At 59.8% G+C, this 14727-nt stretch carries 16 protein-coding genes; 8 read left to right on the top strand and 8 right to left on the bottom strand.

Annotated elements, in window-relative coordinates:
• Positions 1-196 precede the first annotated feature (196 nt).
• Genes L1071_RS07465 through fliD form a run of 5 tightly spaced genes read right to left on the bottom strand, consistent with a single transcriptional unit; the run spans position 197 to position 3885 of the window.
• Positions 197-505: an EscU/YscU/HrcU family type III secretion system export apparatus switch protein gene (locus L1071_RS07465; RefSeq protein WP_246971076.1), complete on the bottom strand. Its 309-nt coding sequence runs from the start codon at positions 503-505 to the stop codon at positions 197-199.
• Entirely contained in the window at positions 498-1712 is a 1215-nt protein-coding gene (fliK, locus tag L1071_RS16255; protein WP_246971060.1) for a flagellar hook-length control protein FliK, read from the bottom strand. The genes L1071_RS07465 and fliK overlap by 8 nt, the downstream gene beginning before the upstream one ends.
• Positions 1709-2092, bottom strand: coding sequence for a flagellar protein FliT (gene fliT / locus L1071_RS07455; RefSeq protein ID WP_246971057.1), 384 nt, complete (start codon positions 2090-2092; stop codon positions 1709-1711). The genes fliK and fliT overlap by 4 nt, the downstream gene beginning before the upstream one ends.
• A gap of 1 nt (position 2093) precedes the next feature.
• Entirely contained in the window at positions 2094-2492 is a 399-nt protein-coding gene (gene fliS / locus L1071_RS07450) for a flagellar export chaperone FliS (RefSeq protein ID WP_246971039.1), read from the bottom strand.
• Between the two features lie 10 nt (positions 2493-2502).
• Positions 2503-3885, bottom strand: coding sequence for a flagellar filament capping protein FliD (gene fliD / locus L1071_RS07445; RefSeq protein WP_246971020.1), 1383 nt, complete (start codon positions 3883-3885; stop codon positions 2503-2505).
• A 250-nt stretch (positions 3886-4135) separates the two neighbouring features.
• Here fliD and L1071_RS07440 point away from each other — a divergent pair, with 250 nt between their 5' ends.
• From L1071_RS07440 to L1071_RS07405, 8 genes are all read left to right on the top strand, one after another.
• Complete coding sequence (locus L1071_RS07440) at positions 4136-4636, top strand: hypothetical protein (protein WP_246971017.1); 501 nt, start codon at positions 4136-4138, stop codon at positions 4634-4636.
• 70 nt (positions 4637-4706) lie between these two features.
• Positions 4707-5321: a CBS domain-containing protein gene (locus L1071_RS07435; protein WP_246971014.1), complete on the top strand. Its 615-nt coding sequence runs from the start codon at positions 4707-4709 to the stop codon at positions 5319-5321.
• 74 nt (positions 5322-5395) lie between these two features.
• Positions 5396-5884 carry a hypothetical protein gene (locus L1071_RS07430; protein ID WP_246971005.1) on the top strand — a complete coding sequence of 163 codons (489 nt, stop codon included), beginning with the start codon at positions 5396-5398 and terminating at the stop codon, positions 5882-5884.
• Positions 5885-5932: 48 nt separating this feature from the next.
• Positions 5933-6970, top strand: a complete 1038-nt coding sequence (locus L1071_RS07425) for an asparaginase (protein WP_246971002.1) — start codon at positions 5933-5935, stop codon at positions 6968-6970.
• A 132-nt stretch (positions 6971-7102) separates the two neighbouring features.
• Positions 7103-7858, top strand: coding sequence for a 7-cyano-7-deazaguanine synthase QueC (gene queC / locus L1071_RS07420; protein ID WP_246971000.1), 756 nt, complete (start codon positions 7103-7105; stop codon positions 7856-7858).
• Positions 7858-8502, top strand: a complete 645-nt coding sequence (gene queE / locus L1071_RS07415) for a 7-carboxy-7-deazaguanine synthase (RefSeq protein ID WP_246970985.1) — start codon at positions 7858-7860, stop codon at positions 8500-8502. Before queC ends, queE begins: the two co-directional genes overlap by 1 nt.
• Positions 8502-9341, top strand: coding sequence for a 6-pyruvoyl trahydropterin synthase family protein (locus L1071_RS07410; protein WP_246970982.1), 840 nt, complete (start codon positions 8502-8504; stop codon positions 9339-9341). The genes queE and L1071_RS07410 overlap by 1 nt, the downstream gene beginning before the upstream one ends.
• A 47-nt stretch (positions 9342-9388) precedes the next feature.
• Positions 9389-9649, top strand: coding sequence for a YkgJ family cysteine cluster protein (locus L1071_RS07405; protein WP_246970979.1), 261 nt, complete (start codon positions 9389-9391; stop codon positions 9647-9649).
• Between the two features lie 99 nt (positions 9650-9748).
• Here the strand turns inward: L1071_RS07405 and L1071_RS07400 are convergent, their stop codons facing one another.
• The 3 genes from L1071_RS07400 to lon form a co-directional block, all read right to left on the bottom strand.
• Complete coding sequence (locus tag L1071_RS07400) at positions 9749-11557, bottom strand: SurA N-terminal domain-containing protein (RefSeq protein ID WP_246970976.1); 1809 nt, start codon at positions 11555-11557, stop codon at positions 9749-9751.
• Positions 11558-11789: 232 nt separating this feature from the next.
• Positions 11790-12062 carry an HU family DNA-binding protein gene (locus L1071_RS07395; RefSeq protein ID WP_246897884.1) on the bottom strand — a complete coding sequence of 91 codons (273 nt, stop codon included), beginning with the start codon at positions 12060-12062 and terminating at the stop codon, positions 11790-11792.
• Between the two features lie 176 nt (positions 12063-12238).
• Positions 12239-14647: an endopeptidase La gene (gene lon / locus L1071_RS07390; protein WP_246970959.1), complete on the bottom strand. Its 2409-nt coding sequence runs from the start codon at positions 14645-14647 to the stop codon at positions 12239-12241.
• Positions 14648-14727 lie beyond the last annotated feature (80 nt).

The following is a 14727-nucleotide window of genomic DNA, read 5'->3' as shown; positions in this document are numbered from 1 at the left end:
CATGGAAACCAACAAATCCTTACAAAAAAGAAATGAGAGTTCTCACCCATAAGTACGATATTAGTCATGCTGCAAGGGTGAGTAACCCACGAGCGGCAAGCATTGCCGTCGGATTGAGCACCTGCCATATCAAGTTAATTATTAGCAAGCTATATAATTCCGGGTGCGTCAATAAGCCGCAGCCCTTCGTCGCAATTCAGCGACGCGTGGACGCTTTTGAAGCGATATCCGAGGCCTCTTCTTCACGTTCCAGGTCATAGACCCAGGCCAAAAGCTCGGCAATGACTTGATATAGTGTGGGAGGGATTTGAGCATCCAGATCGACCTGCATCAAAAGCGCCACCAACTCGGGGGCATCATGCACAAAAATGCCATCATTCTTGGCCGTCGAAACGATGCGCTCAGCCACATCGCCATACCCCTTGGCCACCACCACAGGCGCCGCCGAAGGATCTTGATAAGCCAACGCAACGGCACGTCGCCTTTCGTCGGGGGTGTCACTCATAGCCTTCTTTACTCGCGTCGTTGTCTGGCATACGGTTGACGTCGATCACGGCCTGCACTCCTAAGGCATCAAGACGCTCATGCAGCGCCGACGCCTGCTCCGAAAGGCGCTCCAAGGCCGGGCCCTCCGGCGCCGAAATCGACAACGAGGCTCGCTCGGCACGTAGTGTCAGGGCGATATGCACGTCACCGAGATGCGGTAAGGAAATATTCATCTCACTATGCCAGGGCGATGTGTCATGCCCCTGCGATTGCGCCTGATTGTCGGCGTCCTGGCCATCGCCGCCCGACCATTGCTGCAGGGTCATGGCCAACATGATGCCCGGCCATAACATGCCTTCCCAACGCAGCGACGGCGTCACCAGCATCTCCAATTGATGGCGGACGACAGACTGCAAGGTATCGTTTTGATCCGTACCGATTTGCTGCAAGGCCGAGCTCGCCAGTGTATAGCGCTGTTCGCTCGCCGGCATCTCTCCGCGCGCCGAGAGCAACTCGGGAGAAGCGCCTTGCTGGGCGAGCAAGGGCGCCTCGGCGAAACGATTGGCAGCGGTCGCTGGACGCAACGAAGTCAACGTGGCCGAGGACGCCAGCTCAGCCATGGCCGCGCGAGTAGGCGACCCCATGTCCGCCATACGCGCCGCATGAGGCGTTTCGGCTGTGGCAAGACCTGCTGCCGCCGGCATGCGCGGCGCCAACGCCATCTGCGGTTCACGCGACAGCGCGGCCGTCGACCATTCGCCCTTGAGCCAACGTGCCAGATGCGACTCGTAGAACACACCACTATTTTGAATATTTTGTTGCAACTGAGAAGCCAGCAACCGCGGCGCGGCTTCGCCTTCCTGGAGTAATGGCTGTGGCGAGGTAATCGACGAAGGCGGTGCGGGAAAACGCGCCAGCACATCGGCAATGGTGCGCGCGGCGGTACTGAAATGCGTGGTGGAAGAGTTGGGCGTCGACGCAGACTCCCCCGCCTTGCCTGAAGGCACGCCCGATTCGAGAAGTGCCGAGGCTCGCGCCGAAGCAAGCTCGGCTTGTGCAGAGCCGCGCTGCTGAAGCCCACCGCCTTCACGGGTCAATGATTCGATGGCATTCCCGGACAATACTGGCTTGACCGGCGCAGGCAGGTCGCTCGTGCGAGGCGCATCGACTCGTTGCCCCAATACCTGATGGAGCAGAGTGTCGATAATGGGCGTGATGCCACTCACGTGCGCCCTTCAGTGCCCTGGGAGGGGCGCGTACGCTGCGATAGCGTGCCCTGACCTTGATTGTAAGCGCGCACCAACGCTTGCTGACGACGAGAACTACCGATCAATTGCGTAAGCTCCTCGCAGCGGGCATCGAGCTGCTCTCGAATGACGCGATCGTGCTCGAGAATTTCCTCGATCATGCGCGCGCAGTACTGGCGCTCTTGCGCATTGAGCTGTTCGCCTCGAGGTCCGCGCCGCAATGCCTCGACATCGGCCACATAGCGGGCACGCTGCTGAATCAACGCGTCCCACTCCTGATGACGTGCGCTTTCGAGCATTGCCCGAGAACGCTCGAGCATATCCTCATAGATGTCCAGACGCTCCGACGCATTGCTCATGTCATGATCCATCCACTTGCGGGGCGATTTCACGCCAAGCCGAGCCGATATCTTCCAATAGGCGCGCGGCCTCGTCGAGCGCCGCCTGATCGTTGCGCAAGTTGGCTCTCAGCAACAGCCGCGCGATATAGTCATACAGACTCCCCAAGCGCTCCGAGAGTTCACCGCCGCGCTCATGATCGAGTGCCGCCGCCAACCCGTTATTGACAATGTTCAGTGCCTTGGAAATGGCCTGTCCCTTGGCGGAGATATTACCATCTTCCATGTGCATCTTGGCGGCCCGAATGGAGGCCTGCGCGCCGTCGAAAAGCATCACGATCAACTGATGAGGACTGGCCGACATCACCCCGGATTCGACGCCGACACGGGCATAGGCCTGGGCGCCTCGCATCATGTTCATGATAGTTCCCCTACTGGTTCATTAGTGAATTCAAGCTGTCGAATTGCTGGGTCAGGTAAGAACTCGTCGAGTTCATTTGTGACACCAGTGAGTCCAAGTCAGCGAATTGCGTGCGGTAGCGATCCACCGTCGCATCGATAGAGGCTTGCATACTGGTATAACGCTCGCCGAGACGCTCGATGGAGGTATCGATACCGCTGGTAGCAGTGTCAAGCGCCCCGCCCTCATCCAGCAGATTGCCCAGCACAGTGTCCAGACTGGCGGCGAACCCATCACTTTCGTCATCGTCGACATCACCGACGAAAAACGCGCTGACACTGTCGAGATTGCCTTCGATCGCTTCATCCAAGGCGTCGTCGTCGATCTCCAGCGTGCCATCGAGTGCCAAGGAAATCCCCATGTTGGATAGCATTGCAAAATCGCCGTCCCCAACATGCCCCATGGCATTCCGCAGTTGCGATTCCACGCCTCGCAGCGTGGAGTTGCCGAGTAACTCCCCGGCTGCTCCGGACTCGGCGTCGAACGACGTCAAGCTCGACATGCGCTCTTGGAGCGAATTGTAAGCCTTGACGAAATCATTGATAGAATCCTTGATCGCGCCGTCGTCGCGGCTGAGCGTCAGCGCATCCGCCTCGCCCTCATTGGTGGCCTGCAGATCGAAGGTCACGCCTTGCAGCGCCCCCTCGACATGATTCGACGCACTGGCGATGGCGATCCCGTTCACGCTCAACTGTGCATCCTGGGCGGCCACCGTTTGACGCATGTCGCTGTCCTCGGGGGCGGCGGCATCAAAACCGAAAGCTGCCTGCAACCCGGCCTCTTCGGAGGAAATCGCGATTTGATTGGCTGCCCCCGTCTCGGTGGCAGTCAGCACCAGACGCTGGGGCGTATCGCTGCCATCGTTGATGATCGAGGCACTGATGCCGGTCCCTTCCGCATTGATCGCGTCCCGCAAGCCTTTCAAGGTATTGTTGCTATCGTCGAGGGTGATGGAAAACGCCTCGTCGCCAACACTGAAAGAAAGCGCACCAGTGTCGAGCTCGGCCTCTGTGTCGAACCCCTCGGAAGCCAGCGTCTGCGACCGGGCCAAGGCACTCACTTCAACCTGGTAACGCCCCGGGACGGCAGCATTGTCAGTCGATACGCTGACGGCATCACCCTGCATTTTGCTGCTCAGCGCCTGGAAGGTCTGGGGATCATTGAGCGCGGTTGCCGACTCGCGCAGCGAGTCCAAGGCATTCTCCAGTTTTCCGAACGCCGACAGCTTGGCCTTGTAGCTTGCCCGCTGTTCGGTAATCGGCTCTAGCTTCGCGCTCTCGGCTTCTTTCAGATCGTCCAGCAGACCACTCAAGTCCAGCCCCGAACCGACACCCAGGGAAGTAATCGTAGGCATGACATGCCCTCAGCGAATAGGTTGATCTTTTTACCATGAGGCCCGTCGACGCTAGCGCCGAAAAGACTGACTTTACGAGCGTTATTCATACATCGGCCTCTGTTGCGTAAACTTTAGCCCTTGCTCGTCATCATTTCTCACTGCTTGAAGAAAGGCGACGCGTCCCACGCCCGCCCGTCGACGCTGGCAATATCACGCCTCGATGAGCGATGATAGGCAATTCGAATCGACCCCAGGAGCCACAGCCACGATGGACTCGACATCGCTTTTCGCCGACTACGCACGCTGGCAACGCTTTCAACGTCAAGACCAGCTCCATCGCGAACATAACGCTGCCGTGCGCAAGCTGGCCGAGTCAGGCGCAATGGCGTCGCGTGTCGCCGAAGGCTACCGCAGCATGGCGGAAAAAGGTGCCGCCGAGGGCGCTTGTTACCGTACGCTATTTCTGCGGCAGCGCCCCCATGAAACCTCGCTGGCATGCGAGGGCTGGCTCTTCGTACGTCGCGTTCTTTCCGAAGGCGGTATCACGCGTGTACGCGGGACGCTGCTTGAAAGCTTCACACTCGAAGATGGCAGTCTGACGCCTGGCGACAAGCCAGCCATCAAGGTCACGCTGGATATTTACGATGAGATTCTCGTCAAGCGCACCATGAAGATGGGGTGCCGTATCGACCGTCAGGACGATGATCGAGACCGCCATTTCATTACCTTTCTCGACAGTGTGCGTGGCGACCTTCGCCAACACATGTGAACCCTGTCGCCAAGCCTCGTCACACGATTACCGACGCGGCCTGGCGGCTCAGCATACGAGGCAAACCATCATGACGACATCCTCCACGCCGCGCCTCTATTCCACGCTGACCCTGTCGGAACTCGATGGCATCACCGGTATCGCTCAACCGCGCGCCACCCACCACAAACTGACGCTGGAAAGTCCGGCGGCGCGACTCTTGACCGACTTCAGCACTCAGCGCGCCCAAACCATCCTGACCTCCAACACCATCTCGCAGGCCCTCAATACCATGAAACAGGCAGGCGTGCGCTTGCTCATGGTCATGGGGCCGGACGGGCGCTTCACCGGTGTCATCAACGCTCGCGAATTGGTCGGAGGACGCAAGATCACCATCGCCATGCAGCAACATGATGTGCCCCGCGAGGAAGTCACCGTGGACATGATTCAGACGCCGCGTGCGCAGTTGCACTCGCTGTCGCTAGCACAGCTGGAGACCGCACGTGTCGGCGATCTCGTGGAAACGCTCAAGGCATCCGGCGACCAGCACTTGCTGATTACCGCACCTGGAGAACAGGCGCCGATCATTCGCGGGCTGGTTTCGGCCTCCGATATCAGTCGGTCGCTGGGGATCGACCTCGATCACCCACCGGAAGCGCGTAGCTTCGCCGCCATTTGCCAAGTCATTCTCGGGCACGACCTGTAACGCGTGCCCCACCGGGCTCAGTGCCGCCCACGCCCGAGCCCGGCGACGCTTATCGCCGGTCGAAGGAGCTTTGCATGCTCGAGTGGTTGCAAGATCGCTTGTCCCGCCAACAAGGCATTGCCATCTGGGTCGTCAAACAGTTCGACGACACGACCTTGCATCTTTGCGGCAAGGGGATGGCAGAAGGAACGGAGCGGATGTCGCGTCGTCGACGCGCATTGGCCCGCGGCACTTTCGTGGGACCGGTGCGTATCGGTGAGCATCACGAGGTATTGCACTCCGATCTCTTCGCACGGCTCCCGTTACGCAGCGAGATACACTTGATCGATGAGAGTGAGGCCGATTACGCCGGTCGACGTTATCACGTCTCCTGGGTGCCCGAACGCTGCTGGCGCTTCCAGGGCCCGCTGATTTCTCAGCCTCAGCGCAATGACGGTAAATTGCGCTTCGTCAGCCACGAAGACGTCGCTGCGATACGCGAAAAGACCGCTGCCCAGAATGCCTCGACAACACCACCGCGCCAATCCGATGGCTGGACACTGGCCGAACGAGACGACGACTAACGATCGCCACGCACCCATCCTGTTATCTTCCGAGACACGCGTGACACCATGACTGCCAACACTATTCTCGTCCTCTATGCCGGTGGCACCCTGGGCATGCTCGATGGACCTCGAGGACTGCACCCCGGCGACAATTTCGAGGCGCGTCTGCGTCAGGCCTTCACGCATCTCGCAATGTACCGGCGCGATGCCATACCGCCTTTCGAAATGCTCGAATACACCACGCCCATCGACTCGAGCAGTGCCACACCCGCCGATTGGCAGCGACTGGCGCGCGACATAGCCGAGCGATATGCGGACTATGCCGGCTTCGTGGTCCTGCATGGCACCGACACCTTGGCGTGGTCGGCCTCGAGCCTGGCTTTCCAATTGCAGGGCCTGGGCAAACCCGTCGTTGTCACCGGAGCGCAGAAACCGCTGGAAGCGCCCCACAGCGATGCGCTCGACAACGTCGAAACGGCGCTGCGCTTTGCCACTCGGACGGATCTCACCGAAGTCGCCATCGCCTTCGGTGGCAAACTCATGCGCGGTTGCCGTACGCGTAAATGGGATACCCAAGCATTCGATGGCTTTCACGCCCCCAACTGGCCATTGTTGGGCGAGATCATCGATGACGAGCCGGTTCTCTATACTGAGCGATGTTTTTCGCCTACCGGTGCGCCACGCTTCGAACTACCCAACCTGGTGCCCACATCGTCAGTCATACGTCTGCCACTCTGGCCCGGCATTCAAGCACGCCAGGTCGCGCGACTGCTCGATGACGACAGCATATACGGCGCCGTTCTCGAAAGCTGGGGGAGTGGCAACATTCCCGAGGATACTGCCCTGGCAGGCGAACTGGCCGCCGCCAGCAGCCGCGGCACGTTACTCGCCGTCATCAGTCAGTGTCCGCACGGCCCGGTGACGCTAGGCACGTATGCCAGCGGCAATGTGCTCAAGGATATCGGCGCGCTCGCCGGTGACGACATGACGCCCGAAGCGGCGTTTACCAAACTCGTTCACCTGGTCTCACAGCCACTCCCTGAGGCCCAGCGCCGGCGCCAGTTCCTGACCTCGCTATGCGGCGAGCGCAGCGCGCTGGCTTGACGCCACGCTAGCCGGCGAATGGTTCGCCGGTTACACTGTGCGCGCTTCGTCCGGACCGGATCCCGGGCGTGTTTCCCGCGAGTGTTGCGACACTTGTGGGAGGCTACAAATTCTCCGCTCAGGACAAATATCATGACCGACACACCGCACCATGCCCCTCAGCCATCCGGCGCTGGGGCAAGCACTATTACCGCGCTTACCACCCCCGACGATACCGCCAAGGCCGTGGTCATATACTCCGGCGGAATGGACTCCTATACCGTTCTGCATCGCGCCTTGCGCGCCGGGTTCGACGTCCACGCCTTGTCGTTCCACTACGGTCAGCGCCACTCGCGCGAACTCGAGACCGCAAGCCAGGTCTGTCAGCAGTTGGGCGTCGCCCACCAAGTGGTCGATATTCGCGCCATCCACGGCCTGATCGGCAATTCCGCGCTTACCGATGCCGATCGTGACATGCCCGGAGGCGACTACGATGCCGACAACATGACCGCCACGGTGGTGCCCAACCGCAACATGATCCTGCTCTCGCTGGCCATCGGTCACGCCATCAACATCGGTGCCAATGTCTGCTTCTACGGTGCCCACGGCGGCGATCACGTGCTCTATCCCGACTGTCGCCCCGAATTCGTCGAAGGCGTCAATGCCGTCGCCGCTATCGCCGACTTCAACCCCGTGCGTGTCGCCGCCCCCTATTTGCATTCCAGCAAGCAAGATATCCTGGCCGACGGCTTATCGCTGGGACTCGACTACGCCCAGACCTGGACCTGCTACCTGGGGGGCGAGTACGCCTGCGGACAATGCGGTAGCTGCCGGGAGCGTCTCGCGGCCTTCGCCGCACAGGGAGTCGACGATCCCCTGACCTATGCCGCGCCGGGGAAGATGTCGTAATGTACAGTGTCAAGGAAGCTTTCTATACGCTCCAAGGCGAAGGGGCCCACGCCGGACGTGCCAGCGTGTTCTGCCGCTTCACGGGCTGCAATCTCTGGTCGGGGCGTGAACAAGACCGCGCCACCAGTCACTGCCGCTTTTGCGACACCGATTTCATCGGGACCGATGGCCAGAACGGCGGTCGCTTCGAGGATGCCCACGGCTTGGCGGCTCATCTCATGAATCTCTGGCCTCACGCGCCGGAAGCTGCCGTACCCTACGTGGTATTCACCGGCGGCGAGCCGCTGCTGCAGCTCGATAAACCGCTTATCGACGCCATGCACGCCCAGGGATTCGAAATCGGCGTCGAGACCAACGGCACGCTCCCCTCGCCCGCCGACATCGATTGGCTATGCGTCAGCCCCAAAGGCGACGCGGCGTTGCGCATTACGCAAGGCGATGAGCTGAAGCTGGTGTTTCCGCAGTCCGATGCTATGCCCGAGCACTTCACGCATCTCGCCTTCAGGCATTTCTTCCTGCAGCCGATGGATCTCGCGCCGCGCGGCGGACAAGGCACGACCATGCAAGACACCGTGGCTTACTGCCTTGCTCATCCACAGTGGCGCCTGTCGCTGCAAACTCACAAGATCGCGGGAATCGACTGATGACGCTTTTCGTCAACCACCTCACCCATATCGACGCCTCGTTGTGGTCGCCGGAACATGGCTTGACCGGCGTGAGCTGGCATGTCGATGCCGAGCTCGCAGGCGAACTCGGCCCCGATGGCATGCTGTTCGACTTCGGAGAGGTCAAGCCCTGGATCAAATCGCGACTCGACGAGGGTCTCGACCACACCTTGCTGGTCCCGACCCAAGCACCGGGGATCCAGGTGTTCGATTGCGCCGAGGGGCTGTGCCTGCGTACGCAATTCCCCTACCCCATAGAACTCCGGGGCCCGCGGCAAAGCTTTACTCTGCTACCCTGGCCAGAGATCACCACGCAGCGTTTGGCCACGCATCTCTCCGACGAACTCAGCCGCCGACCGCCCGCCAAGGTCGAGACGATCCGTCTGCGTCTGCGCGATGAAGACATCGAGTCGGCCGCCTATACGTACAGCCATGGCCTCAAGCATCATGCGGGCAATTGCCAACGCATTGCACACGGTCACCGCTCACGCCTGCATATCTGGCGGGACGGGCAGCGCGCGCCCGACCTGGAATTCCAATGGGCACAGACCCTAGATGCCTGCTACTTGATCCACGACGAGGACCTCGCGCCGCAAGCCGATGAGTCTCTGGATACATTGAGTGTGGCCTATCGCGCCGATCAAGGGCACTTCCACCTGACGCTGCCCCGAGAGCGCTGCCATCTGCTCTCCACACCCACGACCATCGAGCATATCGCCGCCTGGCTCGCGGAGAAGATCGCCCAGGAGACGCACAGCAGGATTCGCGTCCAGGCCTTCGAGGGCATCGATAAGGGCGCCATCGCCGAAGCATCGTAAACGGCACCGATGGTGATCGTCTTCATTCGTCGAACGGAACACAGCTCATGCACTGTCGCGTCGGTTGTGGCGCATGCTGTATTGCGCCAACCATCAGCTCCTCCATCCCCGGCATGCCCGATGGCAAGCCGGCCGGTGTGCGCTGCGTGCAACTCGATGAAGACAATCGCTGCCGCCTGTTCGGCGATCCCCGGCGACCCACCGTTTGCCATGCCTTCGATTACGACCATGCGGTTTGCGGCGACAGTCGCGAAGAGGCACTGACCATCCTCGATGACCTGGAACATCATACCGAAACGTCTTCCTAAGACGCTCTCTCTGATCGGCAACCTATAAACTCTCCTGCACCAATAAAAAAAGCGCGACTCCAGGAGCCGCGCTTTTTTATATTTACCCGTGGGCGTCGATCAATGACGCTCGATATCGGCTTCTTCGCGTAGGGTCTCGGTCAGGCCTTGAATGGCGGCCTGCGCACGCAACCGCTGGGTCATTTGCGTGCTATCACTCGCATCACCGGTATCGCCGTCGCGTACGTCGGTCAATTCAATGACGGCGACCCCATCGCCGGTTGGGGCTTGCCCATAGCGGCTTCCCTGATCGGGATGCGGCAAACGGAAGGCCTGACGCAGCACGCCCTCGGGGGCGTCGCCACCGTCGCGTGTGGCATCTTCGACGCTCTGCCAGTCAAGAGACACTGACTCCCCTTTCTTGAGCGTCTCGACCAATGTCTTGGCACGGGCTTCAAGCGCATCGCGCGTCTTGACGTCCTTGGCTGCTTCACGCACCTGATCCTTCACCTCATCGAGCGGCAGGGTCGTGGCGTCACGATGGTCGGCGACACGCACCACGGCACGGCGTTGATCATCGAGTTCCAGCACATCGCTGTTATAGCCGTTTTCCAGCACATCCTCGCTGAAAGCGGCATCCATCACGCCAGGCTCAGCGAGCACGCCATCGGCACTGTCCCTGGAGACCCAGTCGCTCGTCTGCATCTCTAAGCCCAGCTCGTCGGCAACGCTCTGTAAGTCTTCTGCCGCATAGCTTTGGTCTTCCAGTGCCTGAACCTGCTGGTTAAACGCATCACTGGAATTGTCGAGACGTACTTGCTCGGCGAGCTGGTCGCGCCTTTCATCGAAGCTGGGGGAATCGATATCGGTGACCTTGATTAGATGCAGGCCATCCCCACCATCGACGACCGACGACACGTCGCCTTCGCTCAGCGAGAAAGCAGCCTCATCGAACGCGTCGCCCAAGAAGCCGCGATTGATCACGCCCAAGTCGCCGCCCTGGTCGGCGGATGCCGTGTCGTCGGAGTATTCGGCCGCCACCGCTGCAAAGTCTTCACCGTCGTCGAGCTTGTCCTGAGCTTCCTCGATACGCGTCATGGCCTCGTCGCGAGAACGCTCATCGCCATAATCGACCATGATGTGTGCGACTTCGCGAGGCGCGTCCTGCCGCTCTTCTGCGTAAGCGTCTCGCAATTGTTGCTCATCGACCTCGACATCCTGAGCCACATCTTCCTGATCCAGTACCACCGACTCGATCTTGACCTGCTCGGGGCGCTGATATTGATCTTGATGCGCATCGTAATAGGACTGCATGTCGTCTTGGCTCACCTCGACCGGAGTGTCGAGATCATCTTCCGTCAGCGCCGCATAGCGGAAATCACGCGTCTGATTTTCCAAGGCCTGTAAGCGTTTGGCTTCTCCCGGCAACACTAAGGTCGATAGTCCGATACCCTGCTGAAGCTGCTGGCGCTTCATATCACTGCGTAGTTCCCTACGAAACGACAAGGGTGTATAGCCCGCTTGAGAAAGACGGTTGGAGAAGAGCTCTTGGGAAAAGTTACCCTCCGAATCCTGAAACTCGGGACGGCTGACGATGAGTTGATCGATCTGCGCATCGGAGAGATGCATGCCGCCCTCTTCGGCGTACTGATCAAGCAATTCCGTAGAGATCAGTTGATCGGTGACCTGTTGACGCAGCTCGCGTTCTTGATCGGGCGGTACTTGCCCCGAACGAATGGCACGTTGTACCTGCATCTCGACCGCTCGCTTGCCGATCGGTTCGCCGTTCACAGTCGCGGCGTCATCACTGCCGGAGGTGAAGACCCCGACCAGGGACTCGGCCCCGAAGAGTGCGAACGTCACGATGATCGCACCCACGATCACTTTGGCGGCCCACCCTTGGGAACCCTCTCGAATTCGTTGCAGCATGCTTGCCTCGACGTGATGGAGATTCTTGAAACTAGAACGGATTATACCGGCAACGAGTGTGTCCCGGTCAAAACGGGACACGCTTTCGGCATGGCTATCGGCATGAAAAAGGCGCACCGCTTACGCGATACGCCTCTTTTGCTGGACCGAATCGACACGACATCTCGTTTCAGACACGGCTTTCTTCATGCGTCGCGCCCATGACGAACACCTCGGTCCCGCTCGACCGGTCTTAGTTGACCGAATCCTTGAGCGCCTTGCCTGCCTTGAACGTCGGCACCTTGGCGGCGCTAATTTCGATCGTCTCACCGGTCTGCGGGTTACGACCGGTGCGCGCGGCACGCTCCTTGACAGAGAATGTGCCGAAGCCAACCAGTGCGACGGAATCGCCCTTTTTCAGACTATCGGAGACGGTATCGACCATGGCGTCGAGCGCACGGCCTGCAGCCGCCTTGGGAATGTCGGCAGATGCAGCAATGGCTTCGATCAGCTCAGACTTGTTCACACTTCACCCCTTGACTGTTTCGGTAATGACTGGAAATCGGCGCGAAACTTCCACTTCCTGAAGCGTCACAACAAAGGCTGGGATTTATAGCAATGCCACGAAACTCTTGTCAAGAAAGCTTCGCGCCGAGCCGCGCCATGCGTGGGTTCATACCACGACATGGCCGCTAAATTCTGTCAATGCGTGCTGATATTAGAACGCGAAGGTTGGCTAGTTTCCGCTAAGGAATCACCGGTTTCAACCTCTGCCTTTCCGACCAGCGCCGCGTCGAGAACTTCATCAATCCATTTGACGGGCCGGATATCCAACGCATCCTTGATATTGTCCGGCACTTCCTTGAGATCCCGGCGGTTTTCCTCCGGTATGAGCACCGTCTTTATACCACCGCGTCGCGCTGCCAGCAATTTCTCCTTGAGGCCGCCGATCGGCATGACCTCGCCACGCAGGTTGACTTCACCGGTCATCGCCACGTCACAACGCACTGGACGCCCGGTATACGCCGACACCATCGCGGTGACCATGGCGACACCGGCACTGGGCCCGTCCTTGGGCGTCGCCCCTTCCGGCACGTGAATGTGCAGGTCTTCCTTCTCGAAACGGTCAGGGTCAATGTCCAGCGCCGTGGCGCGAGCCCGTACTACGGTATGCGCGGCATCCACGGACTCTTTCATGACATCGCCAAGCGATCCCGTCTTGTTGAGACGGCCTTTACCCGGGGATACCACCGATTCGATATTGAGCAGCTCGCCGCCCACCGACGTCCAGGCAAGCCCAGTGACACGCCCCACCTGGTCCTGCTGATCGGCCAAGCCATAACTGAAGCGACGCACACCGGCGTAGGCTTCGATATCCGATGCAGCAAGCAGTTGAGGGCCTTGCGCGGCTTGCTGCTTCTCACCCTCGACACGCTCGCGCAGTACCTTGCGGCTGACCTTGGCGATTTGACGCTCCAGCTCGCGTACGCCCGCTTCACGCGTGTAATAGCGCACCAGCTCGAGTAGCGATTCGTCGGAGAAACTGAGCTCGTCATCCTTGAGCCCATTGGCCTTGAGCTGCTTGGGCACCAGATAGCGCTTGGCGATCGCCAGTTTCTCGTCTTCGGTGTAACCGGGCAGACGAATGATCTCCATGCGATCGAGCAGCGGCTCGGGGATGTTCATCGAGTTCGCGGTACAGATGAACATGACATCGGACAGGTCGTAGTCCAGTTCCAGATAATGGTCGCTGAAGCTGTTGTTCTGCTCCGGGTCGAGCACTTCGAGAAGCGCTGATGAGGGATCGCCACGATGATCCATACCGATCTTGTCGACTTCGTCGAGCAGAAAGAGCGGATTGCGCACTTCAGCTTTGCTCATGCGCTGGATCATCTTGCCTGGCAGTGAACCGATATAGGTACGCCGGTGACCACGAATCTCCGACTCATCGCGAATCCCGCCCAACGCCAGGCGCACATAGCGCCGGTTGGTGGCGCGCGCGATCGATTGCCCCAACGAGGTCTTGCCAACCCCCGGCGGGCCTACCAGGCACAGCACCGGCCCCTTGAGCTTCTTGACGCGCTTCTGGACGGCCAGGTACTCGAGAATCCGCTCCTTGACCTCTTCCAGGCCATAGTGGTCTTCATCGAGCACCTTCTGCGCATTCACCAAGTCGTGCTTGACGCGCGAGCGCTTCTTCCAGGGCACCGCCACCAACCAGTCAAGATACGAACGCACCACTGTCGCCTCTGCCGAGGTCGGCGCCATCATCTTGAGCTTGCCTAGCTCCTGACGTGCCTTCTCGGCCGCTTCCTTGGGCATGCCCGTGGATTCGATCAGTTGCTCGTACTTGTCGGTCTCGTTAGGCGCATTCTCGAGCTCACCCATTTCCTTCTGGATGGCTTTCATCTGCTCGTTGAGATAGTACTCGCGCTGCGACTTCTCCATCTGCTCCTTGACCCGCGAACGAATGCGCTTCTCCACCTGCAGCAAATCGATCTCGGATTCGATCAGTGCCATCAGGTGCTCGATGCGATCACGCACACGATCCATCTCGAGCAGTTCCTGCTTGTCGCCGATCTTGAGCGACAAATGGGCACAGATGGTATCCACCAAGCGGCTAGGATCCTCGATGCCGGACAACGAGTTAAGGACTTCGTTGGGCACCTTCTTGGACAGCTTGACGTACTGCTCGAACTGATTGAGCAGCACGCGCACCAGCGACTCCTGCTCGCGTTCGGTCAACGTCTCGCTTTCGCGGCGCAACGCTTCCGCCGAGACGTAACCCGCGTCATCTTCATGAATATCGCGGATATCGGCGCGATAATCGCCTTCGATCAAGACCTTGACGGTGCCGTCGGGCAGCTTCAGCAACTGCATGATTTCGGCTACCGTGCCGACCTCGAAGAGATCGCCGAATTCAGGGTCGTCCTGACCGGCCTCGCGCTGGGCGACGAGCAATATCCGCTTGTCGTTTTCCATGGCCGTCTCGAGCGCGCGGATCGACTTCTCGCGCCCCACGAACAGCGGAATCACCATCTGCGGATAGACAACTACGTCGCGCAGCGGCAAAAGGGGAAGACTCAAGGTCTGTTCAGCGTTCTGCTCCATCGCAGACGTTCCTCAACAAATTCGGTGGATGGGCCGCGAGACGGCACTAATGCCAGAGAAATGGGGGCGCATCCAGCATG

The organism is Chromohalobacter sarecensis (assembly GCF_023061135.1).
In the GTDB taxonomy this organism is placed as follows: domain Bacteria; phylum Pseudomonadota; class Gammaproteobacteria; order Pseudomonadales; family Halomonadaceae; genus Chromohalobacter; species Chromohalobacter sarecensis.
Note: the sequence above shows the minus strand (reverse complement) of the source record. Positions and strands in the feature narration are given on the sequence as shown.